General features: G+C 69.4%; 20 protein-coding genes. 13 read left to right on the top strand and 7 right to left on the bottom strand.

From position 1 onward, the window contains the following. On the bottom strand, positions 1-1,297 hold a 1,297-nt coding region (locus E1264_RS26530; RefSeq protein WP_132178162.1), incomplete at its 3' end, for a cation:dicarboxylase symporter family transporter. A gap of 130 nt (positions 1,298-1,427) precedes the next feature. Then, on the bottom strand, positions 1,428-2,183 hold the full coding sequence (locus tag E1264_RS26525) for an IclR family transcriptional regulator C-terminal domain-containing protein (protein WP_243711185.1): 756 nt from the start codon (positions 2,181-2,183) through the stop codon (positions 1,428-1,430). Between the two features lie 212 nt (positions 2,184-2,395). Between E1264_RS26525 and E1264_RS26520 the strand changes: the two genes are divergently transcribed. The 5 genes from E1264_RS26520 to E1264_RS26500 all read left to right on the top strand — a co-directional run bounded on the left by E1264_RS26520 (position 2,396) and on the right by E1264_RS26500 (position 6,551). Beyond that, positions 2,396-3,055 carry a DUF4286 family protein gene (locus E1264_RS26520; RefSeq protein ID WP_132178158.1) on the top strand — a complete coding sequence of 220 codons (660 nt, stop codon included), beginning with the start codon at positions 2,396-2,398 and terminating at the stop codon, positions 3,053-3,055. Between the two features lie 29 nt (positions 3,056-3,084). Next, entirely contained in the window at positions 3,085-3,648 is a 564-nt protein-coding gene (locus E1264_RS26515; protein WP_243711184.1) for a carboxymuconolactone decarboxylase family protein, read from the top strand. 164 nt (positions 3,649-3,812) lie between these two features. Then, positions 3,813-5,330: a hypothetical protein gene (locus tag E1264_RS26510; protein WP_132178154.1), complete on the top strand. Its 1,518-nt coding sequence runs from the start codon at positions 3,813-3,815 to the stop codon at positions 5,328-5,330. Then, positions 5,327-5,998, top strand: a complete 672-nt coding sequence (locus E1264_RS26505) for an NUDIX hydrolase (RefSeq protein WP_132178152.1) — start codon at positions 5,327-5,329, stop codon at positions 5,996-5,998. The genes E1264_RS26510 and E1264_RS26505 overlap by 4 nt, the downstream gene beginning before the upstream one ends. A gap of 43 nt (positions 5,999-6,041) precedes the next feature. Further along, the gene (locus E1264_RS26500) at positions 6,042-6,551 is read left to right on the top strand and encodes an NUDIX domain-containing protein (RefSeq protein WP_243711183.1); all 510 of its coding nucleotides are present in this window, start codon (positions 6,042-6,044) and stop codon (positions 6,549-6,551) included. A gap of 119 nt (positions 6,552-6,670) precedes the next feature. Here the strand turns inward: E1264_RS26500 and E1264_RS26495 are convergent, their stop codons facing one another. After that, positions 6,671-7,303 carry an excalibur calcium-binding domain-containing protein gene (locus E1264_RS26495; RefSeq protein ID WP_132178150.1) on the bottom strand — a complete coding sequence of 211 codons (633 nt, stop codon included), beginning with the start codon at positions 7,301-7,303 and terminating at the stop codon, positions 6,671-6,673. A gap of 153 nt (positions 7,304-7,456) precedes the next feature. On the opposite strand from E1264_RS26495, the gene E1264_RS26490 reads away from it, so the two are divergent. Then, positions 7,457-7,858, top strand: coding sequence for a PPOX class F420-dependent oxidoreductase (locus E1264_RS26490; protein WP_132178148.1), 402 nt, complete (start codon positions 7,457-7,459; stop codon positions 7,856-7,858). A 109-nt stretch (positions 7,859-7,967) separates the two neighbouring features. Beyond that, entirely contained in the window at positions 7,968-8,585 is a 618-nt protein-coding gene (locus E1264_RS26485; protein WP_132178146.1) for a DUF6461 domain-containing protein, read from the top strand. On the opposite strand, the gene E1264_RS26480 is transcribed toward E1264_RS26485, so the two are convergent. After that, the gene (locus E1264_RS26480) at positions 8,582-9,820 is read right to left on the bottom strand and encodes a cytochrome P450 (RefSeq protein ID WP_243711182.1); all 1,239 of its coding nucleotides are present in this window, start codon (positions 9,818-9,820) and stop codon (positions 8,582-8,584) included. The genes E1264_RS26485 and E1264_RS26480 overlap by 4 nt on opposite strands. A 25-nt stretch (positions 9,821-9,845) precedes the next feature. After that, positions 9,846-10,745, bottom strand: coding sequence for an SAM-dependent methyltransferase (locus E1264_RS26475; RefSeq protein ID WP_132178142.1), 900 nt, complete (start codon positions 10,743-10,745; stop codon positions 9,846-9,848). A 580-nt stretch (positions 10,746-11,325) separates the two neighbouring features. Here E1264_RS26475 and E1264_RS26470 point away from each other — a divergent pair. The 4 genes from E1264_RS26470 (at position 11,326) to E1264_RS26455 (ending at position 14,347) form a co-directional block, all read left to right on the top strand. Next, complete coding sequence (locus E1264_RS26470) at positions 11,326-11,787, top strand: PaaI family thioesterase (RefSeq protein ID WP_165964393.1); 462 nt, start codon at positions 11,326-11,328, stop codon at positions 11,785-11,787. 94 nt (positions 11,788-11,881) lie between these two features. Continuing rightward, complete coding sequence (locus tag E1264_RS26465; RefSeq protein ID WP_132178138.1) at positions 11,882-12,541, top strand: iron-containing redox enzyme family protein; 660 nt, start codon at positions 11,882-11,884, stop codon at positions 12,539-12,541. A gap of 32 nt (positions 12,542-12,573) precedes the next feature. Beyond that, a complete protein-coding gene (locus tag E1264_RS26460; protein WP_132178136.1) occupies positions 12,574-13,287 on the top strand; it encodes a hypothetical protein in 714 nt (237 codons plus the stop codon). Beyond that, a complete protein-coding gene (locus E1264_RS26455; protein WP_132178134.1) occupies positions 13,280-14,347 on the top strand; it encodes a methyltransferase in 1,068 nt (355 codons plus the stop codon). Before E1264_RS26460 ends, E1264_RS26455 begins: the two co-directional genes overlap by 8 nt. A 21-nt stretch (positions 14,348-14,368) precedes the next feature. Here the strand turns inward: E1264_RS26455 and E1264_RS26450 are convergent, their stop codons facing one another. Further along, positions 14,369-14,806, bottom strand: coding sequence for a PaaI family thioesterase (locus E1264_RS26450; RefSeq protein WP_132178132.1), 438 nt, complete (start codon positions 14,804-14,806; stop codon positions 14,369-14,371). Between the two features lie 142 nt (positions 14,807-14,948). Between E1264_RS26450 and E1264_RS26445 the strand changes: the two genes are divergently transcribed. Beyond that, entirely contained in the window at positions 14,949-15,236 is a 288-nt protein-coding gene (locus E1264_RS26445; RefSeq protein WP_132178130.1) for a hypothetical protein, read from the top strand. Between the two features lie 970 nt (positions 15,237-16,206). Further along, a complete protein-coding gene (locus tag E1264_RS26440) occupies positions 16,207-16,749 on the top strand; it encodes a hypothetical protein (RefSeq protein ID WP_132178128.1) in 543 nt (180 codons plus the stop codon). 169 nt (positions 16,750-16,918) lie between these two features. On the opposite strand, the gene E1264_RS44740 is transcribed toward E1264_RS26440, so the two are convergent. Beyond that, positions 16,919-17,151: hypothetical protein (locus E1264_RS44740; RefSeq protein WP_207936248.1), on the bottom strand; the 233-nt coding region annotated here is incomplete at its 5' end.

Here is a 17,151-nt window from a genome sequence, read left to right as displayed (position 1 = left end):
GGGCGGGGTCGTCGGCCGGGGTGCCGCCCGCGAGGATCAGCCTGGCGCGGTCGCGGTCGAAGACGCCCTCCCACTTGCTGACGACGATGCTGGCCAGCATCTGCCCGCACAGGCTCACGATGCCGCGCGCCATGGACAGGAACCGGTCGACGCCGAAGATGAGCATGATCCCGGCGATGGGGATGACGCCGGTGGTGGAGAGGCTGGCGGCGAGCAGGACGAAGCCGGCGCCCGCGATGCCCGCGCCGCCCTTCGAGGTGATCAGGAAGACGGCGAGCAGGCCGAGCTGCTGCCAGAACGACATGCTGATGTCGAACGCCTGCGCGATGTAGAGGCCGGCGAACCCCATGTAGAGGCAGACGCCGTCGGAGTTGAACGCGTACCCGGACGGGACGACCAGACCGACGATGGGCCGCGGGCAGCCGAGCCGCTCCAGCTTCTCGATCAGCTGCGGCATGACCGCCTCGTAGTTGGCGGTGCCGAGGGTGATGAGCAGCTCGTCCTTGAAGTAGCGGTAGAGGGGGATGATGCGGATGCCGCACAGCCGGGCGACCACGCCGAGGACGAGCAGGCAGAACACGATGCCGGTGGCCCAGAACAGGCCGACGAAGGTGCCGAGGCTGGTCAGCGTCTTGGTGCCGAACTTGCCGGTGGTGTAGGCCATCGCGCCGAACGCGCCGATCGGGGCCAGGTACATGATCAGCCGGACGATGCCGAACACGGCCTCGCCGACCCGCTCCACGCCGCGCGCGATCGGGGCGCCGCGCTCGCCCATCATCTTGATGGCGATGGCGAACAGCACGGACACCAGCAGGATCTGCAGGACGTTGCCGTCCACGAAGGCGCCGACCACGCTCTCCGGGATGATGTTGACCAGGAAGTCGTACCAGTGCTGGTGCTGGCCCTCGGCGGCGTACTCGCTCGCCTTGCCGGTGAGCTTGATCGCGTCCGGGTCGGCGTGGACGCCCTCGCCCGGGCGCAGCACGCCCATCACCACCAGGCCCATGACCAGCGCGATCGTGGTGATGATCTCGAAGTAGACGAGGGCCTTGACGCCGACGCGGCCCATCCCGGCGAGGGCGCCGGCGGAGGCGATCCCGGTCACGATGGTGCAGAAGATCACCGGGCCGACGAGCATCCGGATCAGCGAGATGAACCCGTCGCCGAGGGGCTGCATCGCCGCTCCGGTGTCCGGTGCGACGAGCCCGAGCAGGGCGCCGAGGGCGAGGGCGATCAGCACCGTCAGCCAGAGTTTCTTGGTGAAGGCGGTCCGCACGGCGGACATGGCACTGGACATCGGTCACCTCTGTTCGTCTGTCGCACAGATGTACGCCGGTTAGAGAGCGAGTGTGACCGACACGCCACCCCCGGTCAAGAGCCGGGCAGGTCACGACTTTGAACGGGGCTTTGAGGGGACGTGCGCGAGGTCAGGTCGAGGGGACGAAGTCGATGTCGCGGGAGATGGCGTCGGCCGCCTGGACGACCAGCGGGACGAACCGCTCGTGCAGCTCGGCGACCGAGACCCGGCCCGCGTTGGCCGACACGTTGATGGCGGCGATCACCGCGCCCGACCCGTCGCGCACCGGCGCCGCGGCCGAGCGGACGCCCTCCTCGCGCTCGCCGTCCACGACCGCGAAGCCCTGCTCGCGCACCTTGGCGAGCTCCGCCGCGAGCGCGCCCGGGTCGGTGATCGTGTGCGGGGTGAGCTGGTCGAGCCGCATCTGGCCGAGGCGTTCACGGAGGCTGTCGGGCGGGAGCGCGGCGAGCAGGACCCGGCCCATGGACGTCGGGTGCGCCGGCAGCCGCGAGCCCACGTTCAGGACGATCGACATGCTGCGCTTGGCCGGCACGCGGGCGACGTAGACGATCTCCTCGCCGTCCAACGTGGCGGCCGAGCACGACTCCCGCACCTCCTCGGCGAGCCGGCGCATGTGCGGCTGGGCCCGCTCCCAGATCGGCAGCGAGGCGAGGTACCCGTATCCGAGGCGCAGGACGCGCGGCAGGAGCCGGAACCGCCGGTCGTCGACCTCGGCGAACCCGAGCCGGACGCAGGTCAGCAGGATGCGCCGGGCGGTGGCCCGGGACAGGCCGGTGAGGTCGGCGGCCTCGCTCACGGTCAGCGTCGGATGGTCCGCCGAGAAGGCCTCCAGCACGCGGAACGCCTTCTCGACCGAGTCGATCACATCCGGATCCTGCCTTGACATTCCTTGACTCCCGACTCCAAAGTAAACTACCGACGCACGAACGTTCGTCAGTAGAACAGATTCCGGCGGACAGCTCCTAGTCTCCGGCACCCGGGACGCGCCCGAGCACCCGGGACAAGCGAGACGCCCCGGACATCCCGCACGCTCCCGGACGCCTTGGAACGCGCCCGCCGAACAACGGAAGGCCCATCGTGACGGAAGGTCTGCTCTACGTCCTGTCGCAACCGCGCGACGGCGACGAGGCCGGTTTCCACGACTGGTACGACAACGAGCACGGCCCCGCCAGGCTCGCCCTGCCGGGCGTCCGCCAAGGTCACCGGTACCGCGCCGCGGACGGCGAGGCGCCGTCCTGGCTCGCATGGTACGACCTCGACCTGGAGGTTCTCCACACGCCCCGCTACCGGCGCCTGCGCGAGGAGCGCAGCGCGCGGGAGGCCGCCGTCATGGCCGCGCTGGAGACCCTCGACCGCCGCATCTACGAGCTGCTGGACGACTACGGCACGCCCGCCGCAGCGCCCCCGCCGCTCCTGGTGGCCCGGTCCATGACGGTCGAGCCCGACCGGGAACCGGACCTCAACGCCTGGTACGAGGAGGAGCACATCCCGTCCCTGCACGCCCTCCCCGGCTGGCGCCGGACCCGCCGCTACGTCCTCGTCGACGGGAACGCGCCCCGCTTCCTCTCCCTCCACGAGATCGACGACCCCGGCGTCTTCGAGACCGCCGCCTACCGCGCCGCGACCAGCACCCCGTGGCGCGCCGAGATCATGCGCACCGTCACCGCCGAGGAGCGCCGCGCCTTCGCCTACCACGGCACCTTCCGGACGAGCGGCGCGCCCGCCGCCGCTCAATGACCCGCCACCGCACTCATCGGGGGACCTCCATGCCCGCCCGCGTCGACGCGTTCCGGCCCGCCGACCTGACCGCCGAGCAGCGCGAGCTCTACGACCGCCTCCTGGACAGCGCCCGCGCCACCGGCAGCCGCCCGTTCCCGCTCGCCGACGAGGAGGGACGGCTGCGCGGGCCGTTCAACGGCATGCTGCTCAGCCCGGAACTCGGCAACGCCCTCCAGGAGCTCGGCACCGTCGTCCGGTACGGGACGGGCTTCACCCCGCGGCAGAAGGAGCTGGCGATCCTCGCGGTCGCGGCGCACGAGCACTCGGAGTACGAGTGGGCCGTCCACAGCCACGCGGCCCTCCAGGCCGGGCTCACCGAGGAGCAGATCGCCGCCGTCCGCGCGGGCGCCGAGTGCCGCCTCGACGACCGGCTGGAGGCCACCGTCCTCGCCGCCGCCCGCGAGCTGGCCGCCAGCGGCGACCTCACCGACGACAGCTTCACCGAGGCCACCGCCACCCTCGGCCTGACCCGCCTGTACGAGCTGGTCACCCTCGTCGGCTACTACCGCATGGTCGCCGACCAGCTCCGCGTCCTCCGCGTCACCGACTGACCCGCGCCCGGGACACGTGCCCGCCATAGGGGAGGGAGCCGGGGATCCGTGCGGTTCGCGTCCGGTTGGCCACGGCCGGTCGCCGACCGTGGACGCGGGACGAAGAGTAACTCCGGCGAATTAGGGTTATCGGACGATGTTTCCCAAAAAGCCAGGAGCGGTCGATGTCCGTCGCCCATGTCGGGGATGTCAGCTTCAACAGATTGATGGCCGGTGACCTGCGCCAGACGATCACCGCGGTGCCGCAGTCGCTCGACAACCAGTGGTTCGACCGCGAACTCCTCGACCGGGCGCACCGGGAGGGCGGGATCGGCCCGGCCATTCTGCGGGAGCAGGCCGCAAGGTCGCGGCGCGAGTACCTGCGCGCCCTCCTCAACGCCGAGAAAGTCCTGATCAACCGCGCTTTTCTCTACAACAACCCGCAGGTCTACCAGGACTACGCGAAACGGGGACGCGACCACGACGCCTTCCGCCGGATGCTGGAACACGGCGTGATCATCCCGCTGCTCCTGGCGGAGGACGGCCCGCTTCCCGCGACGGACCCGGACTTCCAGGTCACCGAGGGGCTCGCGGCATGGCGCGAGGTTGCGGAGAACACGATGATGTCGTGCCTGCGCATGTCGTGGGACGACGACGAGAACGCGATGCTCACCAAGGCCGTGTACAAGGCGTTCGGCCTGTTCTTCACGAGATTCGTCCAGTTCGAGGCGCCCGCGCTGGAGCGGGACTTCCACCTCGGCGAGGAGGAGGCGCTCAGCGCGCTCTCCCGGCTCAAAGAGGTCGGACGGTGGGTGTACGACGAGTTGGACGCCGGGCGTCCGGTGGTGCGGCAGGGGCTCTACGAGAAGTTCGTGGTCGGTGAGGGCGGGGACGTCGCGAAGCGGCAGTACGACATGAGTCGGCCGCACATGGCCGTCGTGAAACAGCTGATCGACCTGAAGTACGCCACGAACGTCGCGGACGCGATCGACGTCTTCACGCTGACGCCGAGCCTTTCGCCGCGGCGCACCGCGCTCCAGGAGGACTTCCGGTTCCGGCAGCGGCAGGGGGACGCGACCGAAGCGACGGACGCCGACGAGCTGATCAGGCTCCTGCGAAATCTGGCCTTCGAGAACGTCCAGGCTCTGCTCGAAGCGGTGCCCACGCTGGACCGCCTCTCCCTCGCCGACATCTGGCAGGTCCGCAACGAGCAGGAATGGCAGGAGTACAACACGGCGTTCGCCCGCGTCGTCAACGCGCCGTCCATCGACGCCCTGGCCGACCCGATCACCGGAATCGTCGAGATCAGCAGGGCCTATCTCACGATGCTCAACAAGGCGGAGCAGATCCGCGACGACCGCTTCGGAGAGCGGTTCGGGGGCCTGACCGAGATCGCCATCGACATCGGCGCGCTCACCCTCAACGTTCTCTACATGCCCGACAACGAGATCGGGTATGAGGTCCTCGGCAACGTCGCCGACCTGGCCGGGAAGCGGGCGGCGCGGGTCACGCTCCGGCTGGGCCTCGGGAGGTTGCTGGCGAACAGGACGCGGCACCGGATCGAGACGACCGCGCAGCTCCTCGACATGCGGATGGACGACCCGTACCGGGAGGCGAAGAAACTGATCGAGTATCTGTCGAAGCAGGCATCGGCGCGCGGCGGCAGCGACGAGGGCGCGGACCTGTCGAACGAGGGCCAATGACCACGCGGCACGAGGAGCCGGGCCCCGGCGGGACGGCGCATGAGGAGTACGAGCGGCTCCGCCGGGACCGGCCGGAGCTGTTCGCCAACCCGCCGGGCGCGTGGACCCCGGTCCTGGAGGAGTTCCCGGCCGAGGGCGGCCCGTACGGCGTCTGCTACCGCGACCGGTACGTCATGCTGCTCCGCGACCCCGTCGCGTTCCCGGACGGCCGGACCGGCGGCTATATGCGGATAGTCCATGCCAACGGGCAGGCGGGAGCCGCCGTCCTCCCCTCGTGCGACGGCCGGGTCGTCCTGATGCGGCACTTCAGGCACGCCACCCGGCAATGGCACTGGGAGATCCCCCGCGGCTCCCCGGAACCGGGCGAGACACCGGAGCAGACGGCCCGCCGGGAACTGCACGAGGAGATCGGCGTCCCGGCACGGTCGATCGAGTTCCTCGGCGACTTCTACGCCGACACCGGCGTCGGCGGAAGCAAGGCCGGTCTCTTCTGGGCGGACGTCGACCACCCGCACGCCGACCACATCGACGAGGGCATCGACCGGATCGAGCTGGTCCCCCCGCGGCGGCTCGACGAGATGCTGGCCGGCGGCGAGATCACCGACTCGTTCACCCTGGCGGCCCTGCTGCACGCCAGGCTGCGCGGCCTCGCCCCGTTCTCGTCCTGACCTCGTGCCGGCCGGGGCGGCGGCCACGGCTAGCATCTCGGTGATGAAGATCCGGTTCGCCGCTGTGCGGGCGCGCCCGGTGGTGCACCGGCTGAGCGCGCGGGCCTGGATGCGGCTCGGCGGGCGGGTGCAGTGGCGGCTCGCCAGGCTCCGGCACCGGACGTTCCTGGTGTACGCGGGCGGGATCGTCCGGGACGATCAGGGCCGGATCCTGCTGCTGCGGCACCGGCTCTGGCCCGCGTACCGCGCGTGGGGCCTGCCCGGCGGCTACGTCGAGGCCGGTGAGCGGCTGGAGGACGGCGTCGCCCGCGAGGTGCGGGAGGAGACGTCCCTCGAAGTGGAGGTCGACGGTCCGCCGGTGGCGCTCGCCAGCGGCTTCCGGCACCGCGTCGAGGCGTACTACGAGGCCCGCGTGGTCGGCGGGCGCCTCGACCTCGACCCGGCGGAGATCCTTGAGGCGCGCTGGTTCCCGCTGGACGACCTGCCCGGCGAGATGTCCCGCCCGCTCCGCGGCCTGATCACCTCGCTCAGCCCACGGCGTCCGGCCGTCTAGGGCGCGGCCCGCGGCCCGGGCGCCCCCGCCGCAGGGCGTCCCGGAAGGCGTCGGCCGGGTCGGCCCGTCGGCACCGGTTCCCTTTCCCCATCCCGCCCAGCGGGCGAGGACGACACGCGTTAGGGCTGCTCGCCGGAACCCGGGGCCGAGGGCTCGCCCGGCTCCTGTTCGGACGGCGGATCGGACTCCGGCGCCGACGGCTCCTCGCTCGGCGGCGGGGCCGGTTCCGTGCTCGGCTCCTGATCCGTGGGCTCGTCACTCGGCTCGGGCGGCGGCGGGACGTCGGTCGGCGGCTCACTCGGCGACGGCAGCGGCGGTGTCGGCTCGCTCTGCCCGGGGTCGGGGCTCCAGGTCGGCGGCGTCTCCCACCGCAGCCAGGGCTCGCAGTCGATACCGTCGTGATCCCGGTCCTCGTACCAGTGGTATTCGGGGTCCCAGCCCTCGTAGTAGGGGCCGTACCCGTGGGCGTTGGCCTGCGCGCACGTGTCGAAACGCGGATCGACGCCGTCCGCCGCGCCCGGTTCCGGGGTCGACGGCTCGCGGGGCGGCGGCGTCTCCGGCGTGCTCGGCGGGACGGTGGCGGGCGGCGCGCTCGTGTCGCGCGGGGCGACCCGCTCGGACTCCTCGGAGCCCGACCCGCACGACGTCACGGGACCGAGGAGCAGCAGCGCGGCCAGGGCGGCGAGAACCGGGAGGAGGCCCCGGCGCAGGCGGCCGGCGCGGCCGGGTGGTGGACGGGTTGGTTCTGGCATGGCGCGACCTTCGCGAGTGGCGTCCGTCGCACCGGAACCTCAGTTCATCGCAAACTCCCCGATTAGGACAGAATCAGCGCGTATCACGGGGGCCAACTTTCCGCCAAATGCCGCGCTTGACCTCAAGATGAGTCGAGGTTCCATGCTGGAGCCATGATCCTGACTGACAGCGAACGCGACTATCTGGCCACGCAGCGCCTCGCCCGGCTCGCGACGGTCGGCCCCAAGGGCGACCCGCAGAACAACCCCGTCGGGTACTTCTACAACGCCGAAACCGGCACGTTCGACATCCACGGCTGGAACCTCGCGAAGTCCCGCAAGTACCGCAACGTCCAGGGCAACGATCAGGTGGCGCTCGTCATCGACGACCTGGCGTCCGTCCGGCCCTGGCACGTGCGCGGCATCGAGATCCGCGGCCGCGCGGAGACGGTCGTCGAGGACGATCCCCGGGGCACCGGCTCCGGCACGGACCTGATCCGCATCCACCCGCACACGATCTTCACCTGGGGCCTGGACCCCGCCGCCGAGGGCATGGTCAAGCGAACCGCCGGCTGACCAGCGAGGCGGGCCTGATGGCGAGATGAGCACGTCCGCGCCCGCGTGCCTCGGCCGGGTGATCGCGGCGGTAAGGTCTGGCGATCTTTGACCGTGGAGGGAGCCGATCATGGCGGGTCCGGGGCCGGAGCGGATCGAGCACTACGTGCGGTTGCTCGACCACCTGGAACGCACGTCGGTGTACTGCCCGGAGAACCTGTGCTGGACGGTGATCCGCCCCCATCGGCCGGGATTGGCGGTGCACGACGTGGTCCGCCGGCTGGGCGGGGACCCGGAGGCGCTGACCACCCGCCGGCCGGCCGATGTCGACTACGAGGATGACGAGGTCTTCCTCGAACAGCGCGGCGACGCGGTCATCATCGTGGCCTACGGCACGGCCACCGCCGAGCCAGAGGCGCTGCGCCTGCTCAGCCGGGACGCCACGGTCCACTCGCTGTTCTGGCTGATCAACAACTTCAGCCTGCTCTCCTACCTGGTCGACGGCGAGCTGTTCACCGAGGTGGAGACGCTGGTCCCGGCGAACCGGCAGGGCACCGATCCGGAGGCGCTCACCGATCACCTCGGCCCGCTGTGCGACCTGCGCTCCAGCGTGGTGGCGGGCACCCTCGCGGGCCCGGCTCCGGACTGGGAGACCGCGATGGCCACCCTGGAATCGCTGACGGGCGAGAGCCTCGATGCCGGCTGGTTCGCCCGCCCGCAGACGTACGCGAAGGTGAACCCCGGTTAGAGGGCGCACGGGAGGTGTTTGATCCCGTTGAGGAAGTTCGAGCGGAGCCTGTCCGGCGGTCCGGCGGCGTGGACGCCGGGCGCGCGGCCGAGCAGTTCACGGAACAGGGCCGTGATCTCGCTGCGCGCCAGATGCGCGCCCAGGCAGTAGTGCGGGCCGGGCGCTCCGAAGCCGAGGTGCGGGTTGGGCGAGCGGGTGACGTCGAACCGTTCGGGGTCGTCGAAGACGGTCTCGTCTCGGTTGGCCGACCAGTAGTACAGCAGCAGCTTGTCGCCCCTGCGGAAACGGTGGCCGTTCAGTTCGCAGTCGCGGGTCGCGGTGCGCCTCATGTAGATGACGGGCGAGGCGACGCGGACGATCTCGTCCGTCGCGGTGGCCGCGTACCGCTCGAAATCCTCGGCCCAGCGCCGCTTCTGCCCGGGGTGCTCGGTGAGGAGCATCAGGCCGTGCGAGATCGCCGTCCGGGTGGTCTCGTTGCCCGCCTGCAGCAGGATGCCGAAGAAGGAGCCGAGTTCCCGGGCGGTCAGTTTCTCGCCGTCGATATTGGCGTTGACGAGCTTGGACGTCAGGTCGTCGCCGGGAGCTCCGGCGCGTTCCGCGGCCAGTTCCTTGACCATTCCCGCGAGCTCCGCCGCGGCGGTGAGGAGGGTGACGGGTTCGGTCTCGGTCCTGTCCGGGGTGTACTCGGGGTCGCCCGCACCGAGAATGATGTTGGTGCGTTCGGCGACGAACCGGTGCCGGCTCTCCGGGACGCCCATCATCCGGCAGATGATGGTCAGCGGCAGCCGCTCGGCGACCTCGGTGACGAAGTCGAAGGTGCCGCGCGCCGGGAGACCGTCCACGATCTCGGCCGCCACCTGCCGGATCTCGCCGTCCAGCCGCTCGATCATGCTCGCCGTGAACGCCCGGGACACGATCCGGCGCAGCCGCGCGTGCCGCGGGTCGTCCATGTTGATCATGGAGTCGAAGAACTCGATCGACTCCGGCGGCCGGTCGAAGACCATCACGCCCTCGGCGCTGGAGAAGTCCTCCGGCCTGCGGCTGGCCTCGACCACGTCAGCGTGACGGGTCACCGCGTAGAAGCCGGGCCCCTGCTTCGCCCACCGGACGCGCGGTTCCGCGAAGAACCCGATCGGCTTCTCGCGCCGCAGCACCTCGAACGCCGCGGCGCGCTCGGCGTAGGGCGCGGCCCAGAAGGCCCCCTTGGAAAGGTCGATGTCGGCCGATCCGGGCACTTCCGCCTCCTGCCTCCTCGCGCGTTCAGAGCTTGCGGCCCACACCCGCGTACGCCGGGATACGGCCACCGTAACCGGGGGCCTCCTCGACCGTCCCGCCGCGCCGCCCATCGGGACGCAGCAAGGTCGGACCGTCCGCGGCGTCCGGGGCGCCGGGGCCGTCCGGGTCGGGCTCGTCGGGACGCCAGTCGGTCAGCCACACCAGCCCCGGATCCACCAGGTCATAGCCTTTGAAGAGCTCGTGGATCTGCTGATGTGCCCGCAGATGGACGGGGGTGGCCGTGCGGCGGTAGATCTCCTTGGCACGCTCGGTCTCCTCGGGCCGGGCCTTCTCCAGCAGATCCCCGGTCAGATGGGAAACGACCAGGTGACTTCCCGCCGCGGTCGCGTCACGGTACTGCGCGACGATGCCCTGCGGGTCGTCGGAACCGTCAACGAAATGCAGGATCGACACCATCATCACCGCCACCGGACGGTCGAAGTCGAGAAGCGCCCGGGTCGTCTCGTGCCGCAGAATCGCGTCCGGGCGCCGCAGATCCGCCTCGACCACGCCGACATTGTGCGGCGTCCGCACCAGCGCGCGGCCGTGGGCGCAGACCACCGGGTCCCAGTCGACGTAGACGACCCGGGCGTCCGGGTTCACCGAAAGGGCGACCTCGTGCACGTTGTTCTGGGTGGGCAGCCCCGCGCCCAGGTCGAGGAACTGCGTGATCCCGGCCTCCGCGGCCAGATACCGCACCGCCCGCACCAGAAAGGCCCGGTTGGCCCGCGCACCGGCCTGCGACCCCGGCATCACCGCGATGACCTTCTCCGCGGCCTCCCTGTCGGCGGCGTAATTGTCCTTTCCACCCAGGTAGTAGTCGTACATACGAGCGACATTCGGCACGGTGACGTCGACGCCCGACGGTGGGCTGACTTCTCCCATGGACGGAACCTTTCGTCCTGACCGAGCTGCCGACGTTGATCAACTCATCATGACAGGGGATGTCACGGCACGACAAACCCGCAGATGATCACCCCTTGTCGTCGAACTTGGGCACGGCGTCACCCCTGCCAGGTAAGAAGCACAATGACGGGCGGAGCCGATTCCGTCCGAGGCCGGGCCCGCGAGTTCGGTCGGATCCCTCTCGGGCTCGCGGCCGCACGGGTGGCAATTCATGGCCATTGGCATTGACGTCCGAACCTTCGTACGGGACGGCTCCACGGCCTGACGAGACAAGGTGCCGAAACCTGCACGCATAAAACGGGCCCGTTAGCAGCCGCCGCGGTCGGGGTCAAGGTTCCAAAATGGGCACGCAGAAGGTTCGCTGCCGCCACCTGCCGTTAATCGCTCAACCCGCCTTCGCCCAAAAGACGCCGAACCGTATCCGTTGACATGAGCGAGCGCCGCAATCGATGATCGGTTTGTATCCGGAAGGGTCACTTGGATACGCCCCCAGCCTTCCGCTGCCCGCGCTCCTGAGCGATCAGCGTGCCCGGGGACAAGAGAAAAGGAGTACCCCGTATTGGTCGAGCTGAAGAGCAGCGAAGAAACCGTGTACGACCGGCTGCCCGGTGAGGCGCCTCCCGTGTCGAAACTGATCGGTTGGACCCTGCTGGGGATCGACAGGGCGGCCCAGGCCATTCACCTCTCTTTCGAGTCCGCGCCTGAATTCGTGAACCCGCACGGTACGGTTCACGGCGGATTCGTCACCGCCATGCTGGACGAATGCATGGGGTCGGCGGTCGTCGGGCTCTACGAGGCGCGGTACCTCCCCGCCACCGTCTCCATGAGCACGGATTTCATCAGGCCGGTACCCGTCGGAAAGGTCTTCAGCAAGGGTCGCGTCACCGCGATTCTCGGCAAGTCGGCCTTTCTCGAAGCGCGCCTGACGGATGCGCAGGAGCAGACCTTGGCCCGCGCGACGGGCGTCTACCGCCTGCTGCCCTGGCCGGAGCACCTGCGCCCGCGCCCCTCCGCCGCCTGACCCGAACGTCCACGGGCCACCTACCACCTGCCACCGCCTGATGCCTGCCGTTCACACCACCATTCAGGAAATCGAACCGAAAGGACCGACCGCGATGACCAACTTCGAGAAGCTCCTCGCCGCGACCCAGAGCGAGTTCGACAGCGAGATCGGGCAGAACCCGCTGATCGAGACCGTCGCCGGAGGCCGGATGAAGCGCGAGCACTACGTCGCCTACCTGCGCGAGACCTACCACATGGTCCGCCACACCTCCCGGATGCTGTCGCTCGCCGGGGCCCGGCTCGGCGACGACTACCGCGGGATGCGCGACTGGTTCTTCGAGCAGGTCCAGGAAGAGAACAACCACGACCTCTTCTGCATCAGGGACCTGGAGAATCTGGGCGAGAACGCCGAAGAGGTCCTGGCGATTCCGCCGAAGCGCGGATCGTGGGGGCTGGTCGCGCAGAACTACTACATGGCGACCTACGGGAACCCGCTCGGAATTCTCGGCGTCGCGAGCCTGACCGAAGGCCTCGGCGCCGATCTCGGCAAGTCGATGGCCCAGGTGCTGCGGGAGACGTACGGCCTGGAGAAGAACCAGGTCACCTTCATCAAGAGCCACGCCGGATTCGACGCGCGGCACATCGAGGACGTGAAGTTCGCCGTCAACAAACTGCTGCTCAAGGACTCCGACCTGGACGAGGTCGTTCACGGCCGCCGGATGACCATCTACTACTACGCCCAGATGTTCCGCGACGTCCTGGCCAGCGCGTAAACGTCACCGCCATGGACCCAAGGGAGAGACCCTTGCCGCTCGAACCGATCGCCGTCCTGGACGGTGGCGACCCGACGGCCACGACCACCTACGCCGCGGCCCCAGAAGACGACGAGGTCTTACGGGAACTGCGCCAGTACCAGACCCATGAAGTCGAGAGAACGCACGAGTTCGACGAATACCGCGATTTCCTGAAGAACGCGCTGAGACCGCTCGGCCTCTACAGCGACGAGTTCCTTCCCGACGCCGCGTCCACCTGCTACCGGGTCACGTTCGACCACGAACTCGTCGCCATCTTCCGGCTCACCCCCGCGGCACCGGATTCGGCCCTGCACCACATCATTCCCGGCGCCGCTGGAAAGAGCATCATCGAGGTGAACAATATCGCGGTCGACAAGGCGTTCCGCGGGGATCTCCTGCTGGGCATCATCCTCCGCAACTGCGCCGTGCTGTCCCACACGATGGGGTTCGACTTCGTCGCCGGTGTGATCAGGCAGGAGATCCTCTCGTGGTTCACCGACTTCGGGACGATTCCCGTCCGGCACGAGCCCCTGCATCTGCTCGGCGACGAGACCGTCAACGACTTCGTCACCTATTTCAGGACCGACAGCCGCGAATGCGTCGACTACGCGATAACCCGTGGATACCACTATTTCCATCGGAAGGTGACGATGAGAAACATCAAGGCCGACATGAAGCGCGCCCGCCGGCGCGCCGCCGACGGGGAGCTGGCGCTCCATGGCTGACCCGGACGCCGAGCGGCAGGACGGAGCCGCCGCCTTTCCCCCGTCCGTGCTGCTCCTGGCACCGCTGCTCCAGATGATGGCGGCGAAGACGCTGTACGCGGCGGCCGAACTCGGGATCGCCGACCTGCTCGCCACCGGCCCGCGCAGTACCGGTGAGCTGGCGGAACGGACCGGCACCGACGCGCCGTCCCTGCGACGCCTCCTCCACGCCCTCACCGGGCAGGGCATCCTCACCGAGACCGGAACAGGGACCGACCGATACGCTCTCACCGAGTCCGGGCAGCCGCTCCGCACCGACGCGCCCGACTCGATCCGCAGCACGCTGCTGATGGCCTGCGGCCCGGAGACGTCGCGGAGCTGGGACCGGCTCGTCCCCAGCCTGCGGACCGGGACCCCGGGCTGGGACCTGGCGCACGGAATGAGCTGGACCGAGTACTACGCGCGCAATCCCGGACGTGCGGCGATCTTCAACCGGTCGCAGGCGGAGCACACCCGCGACGCGGCGCCCGGCATCCTCGCCGCCGCGGATTTCGGGAGGTTCCGGGAGGTCGCCGACATCGGCGGCGGGGACGGCACCCTCCTCACCCACATCCTGCGCGCCCATGACGACCTCCGCGGCGTGCTCTTCGACGTCCGGACCGGTCTCGCCGGCGCCGACGCCACCCTGGCCGCCGCGGGCGTCGGGGAGCGCTGCCGCGTCGTCGCCGGCGACTTCTTCGGCGAGGTTCCGGACGGGGCCGACGCCTACCTGCTGAAGGAGATCCTGCACGACTGGGACGACGAGCAGTCCATGGCGATCCTCCGCAGCGTCCGCGCCGCCATTCCGCCGGGCGGCCGCCTGCTCCTCGTCGAGCGAACGCTTCCCGACAGGCCCGTCGCCGGATTCGACGAAACCCATTGGTATCTCCGCGACCTGCTGATGCTGGTCGTCACCGGTGGACGCGAACGCACCGAGAACGAGTTCCGGCTTCTGCTCAAGTCCGCCGGATTCAACGCGGACCGGTTCTCCGATCCGTTCCCACCATTCGGCTACCGCCTGATAGAAGCCTTACCGGCCTGACCCGGGACGCCGCTGCGCCCTTCACCCGAGGGACTTGATCCGCGCGGTGGCCGACGCCACGGCCACCGCCCGTCCATCGGGGCCGAGAAGCTCACCGGCGAGAAAGCAGACATCGGCCCCACGCTTGACGATCCGTCCATGCCCGACCAGGCGCCCGGGGAATGCGGGCCGCAGGAACTGCACATGGAGATCCAATGTCGGCGCGAACTGCCCCTCGTCCAGCGTCGCGACCAAGGCAGGCCCCAACGTGTCATCGAGCATCGCGGCCAGGAACCCTCCCTGGACCACGCCCGCGGGATTCAGGAACTGCTCCCCGGCGGCGAAGGCGACCTCGATGGTGCCCGCCTCGGGATCGACATCGATCAGTTCCCACCCCAGCGTCACCGCCGCCGCAGGGGCGGGAATCCGGCCCGCCTGCACGTCCCAGAAAACCCCGCGTCTTTGCCGATCCGTGGTCACGTCCCAGACCCTAAGCCCACACACCAGGAAGGAACAAAGACCCACAATGATGCTCGGAAACGCTATTGATTGGCGCGATAGTTCGCGTATTCGTGGACGAGGACGTCAAAGGGCAGGGACGGCCGCTGGCTGAGCGCCCCGTGTGCCCGTCGACGATCAGCAGCGGGGCACCGTCGTCGGCCGCGCGGGCGATGAACCCGTCCGGGAACTCCTCGATCGTCATCGCGACGGGACCGGACCCACGGCCGAAGTGGAGGCCCGCGCGCCGCCGCGCCTCGGCACGGTCGACGCCCTCCGGGCGGACCGTGTAGGCGGCGAGCACGTGGTCGACGCCGTGCAGGGTGCGGCACTCGGGGGCGCCGCACCCCCCGGCAGCCCATGGAGCCGTCCGGTGCACGGCCGAGACGGTACGCGCCGAGCACGCAGCTGAGCGCGGCCGTGCACGCCAGCACGAGACGGCGCGCCTCACCGAGGAACGCGCGACTGCAAGGGCGAGGTCCCCGCCCTAAACCAGCGCCGCTCAATGGAACGGACGTCGGCACGCATCGCGGCGGTCATCGCGGCCTGAACCCGCTGCTGGACGTCATGATGCGTCCGAGCAACAGGCCCACTATGGCGCCCGGTCACTCACCCGGCCACGCGGCCCAGCTCCCGTGAAGACGGCGGTGACGGTGCGGCTACCCTCCGGCATGCCCGGCGTCCCACATCAACCCGGGGGATGCGGTCGCCGGGCCGGGCACCCGCGACAACCCGACTTACCCTTCACGGTCTATCCCTGAGACGTCCGCAAGCGCGCCATGGCCTCACGCCAGTGCAAGTGCGCAAGTTCCTCCGCCGACGCTGCGTGCTCGTCGCAGAACCACACATGCCACGGGTGATGCCCGGACCAGCCCTCGCGATCCAGCTCCCGTTGGAGCGCCTCCTCTTCCGCGCTGATCGCGAACCGAACGAGCGTGAACGAGGAAAGCGGAAGGTCGCCAAGAGACCGCGTGCAGACCAAGCACATTGGCGGTTTCACGCCAAAGGTCTCCGTTCAAATAGAGCGTGCTGGTGGGAGAGCCGACCGGCCCGCCGCCGGGGACGGGGGATAACCGGACCGGCGGGCATGCGACCAGGATCGGCCACCTCGCGGAACAGGGCAACGTGGCCGCTCCGATCGAACCCGCAGTCAGTGGCCAGAAGACCCGCCACCGCCGCAGGTGGGATACCTCCGAGCCGAGATCCTGAACCGGAAGAAAGTCACGCAAGCTACGACACTCCGGACGGCTGCCGTGGTAAGAAAGTCTCAAGATCGGGACCGGCCGCCCGCCCCGCCAACGAAGAGCCGACTCGATGACGAGAAGGCCGGCACCGCCATCCGGCGCCGATCGCGCAGTCCACCTTCGATACCGCCTTGAGCAATGAACTACTTACTGGTTGATATTCGCGAGAACAACGTCCTGGCGCTGCGGCACTTCCTGCTGGAGGGGCCGGAAGCCTGGGTGCCGTTGAAATACGAACTGCAGAAGGACGACGAGACCGCCGCAGGGTATGTGGCGCTGCTCCTGGGTGCGTTCAGCGTCGCGGTGCGCCGGAAGTTCTCGCCGGACTATGCACTGGACGACATCGCCCGCTTCGTCGACGAGCTGCGGATCAAAGCGGAAGAGGAAGCGGTCCCGCTCGACCTGCTCCTCACCGAGGACGCCATCCGCCGTGCCGTCGCCGCCCCTCCGCTGATGAAGGACTCCGAGTCGGACGACGAGCTGACGACCGTCCTGAACACCAAGGTCTACGTCCTCCTCCATCTCGTCGCCGAAGCCGACTTCACGCCAGCGGACCTAGAGCAGTTCGTCGAGGATGTGGCGGCCTACACCAGGGATTGGATCGCCGCACAGCGCCCGACTCCACCGACCTACGTCCTCGGCGACGAGCCTGACGAAGCCCGCACAGCGGACCGCTCCTAACGCCACCCGGCCAACGCGCCCCGGGGCCACCCTCCTGGAACGGCGGACGATGCGTGGCCGGAAGTGCGGCAGCCGGTGATCAGGCTGCTGCCTACACCACACCAACTCAGACAAATGCCCCATCGTCGTATCGCTTGAATAGCGATCGCCCACACTCGCATTCGCCGCGTCAGCGCCCCGGCACCGCAACGAACTCATCGTTTCCGGAAACACAGACTGACGCACCGGAGGGACCGTCCGGTCCGGCCATGTCCGTCAGGTGCGAATCGCGCACGTGCGCGATTTCATAGGGGCTGGTGTGCGTCCCGATGTAGGCCCCGCGCGTCGAGTGCACGCCCGGTTCTCCCCCGGCGAAAGGGCATGCGAGCGTGGGCGTGGAGCATGGCAGCGGCACCGATACCC

The sequence above is a fragment of the Actinomadura sp. KC216 genome, assembly GCF_004348535.1.
Taxonomy (GTDB): Bacteria; Actinomycetota; Actinomycetes; order Streptosporangiales; family Streptosporangiaceae; genus Spirillospora.
This window is presented reverse-complemented; position numbering and strand designations above follow the sequence as displayed.

Excerpts from the sequence above, each read along its gene's own strand:
- E1264_RS26515 (WP_243711184.1), top strand. The coding sequence starts at position 3,085 with ATGCCCGCCCGCGTCGACGCGTTCCGGCCCGCCGACCTGACCGCCGAG.
- E1264_RS26510 (WP_132178154.1), top strand. The coding sequence starts at position 3,813 with ATGTCCGTCGCCCATGTCGGGGATGTCAGCTTCAACAGATTGATGGCC.
- E1264_RS26505 (WP_132178152.1), top strand. The coding sequence starts at position 5,327 with ATGACCACGCGGCACGAGGAGCCGGGCCCCGGCGGGACGGCGCATGAG.
- E1264_RS26500 (WP_243711183.1), top strand. The coding sequence starts at position 6,042 with ATGAAGATCCGGTTCGCCGCTGTGCGGGCGCGCCCGGTGGTGCACCGG.
- E1264_RS26495 (WP_132178150.1), bottom strand. The coding sequence starts at position 7,303 with ATGCCAGAACCAACCCGTCCACCACCCGGCCGCGCCGGCCGCCTGCGC.
- E1264_RS26490 (WP_132178148.1), top strand. The coding sequence starts at position 7,457 with ATGATCCTGACTGACAGCGAACGCGACTATCTGGCCACGCAGCGCCTC.
- E1264_RS26485 (WP_132178146.1), top strand. The coding sequence starts at position 7,968 with ATGGCGGGTCCGGGGCCGGAGCGGATCGAGCACTACGTGCGGTTGCTC.
- E1264_RS26475 (WP_132178142.1), bottom strand. The coding sequence starts at position 10,745 with ATGGGAGAAGTCAGCCCACCGTCGGGCGTCGACGTCACCGTGCCGAAT.
- E1264_RS26465 (WP_132178138.1), top strand. The coding sequence starts at position 11,882 with ATGACCAACTTCGAGAAGCTCCTCGCCGCGACCCAGAGCGAGTTCGAC.
- E1264_RS26455 (WP_132178134.1), top strand. The coding sequence starts at position 13,280 with ATGGCTGACCCGGACGCCGAGCGGCAGGACGGAGCCGCCGCCTTTCCC.
- E1264_RS26440 (WP_132178128.1), top strand. The coding sequence starts at position 16,207 with ATGAACTACTTACTGGTTGATATTCGCGAGAACAACGTCCTGGCGCTG.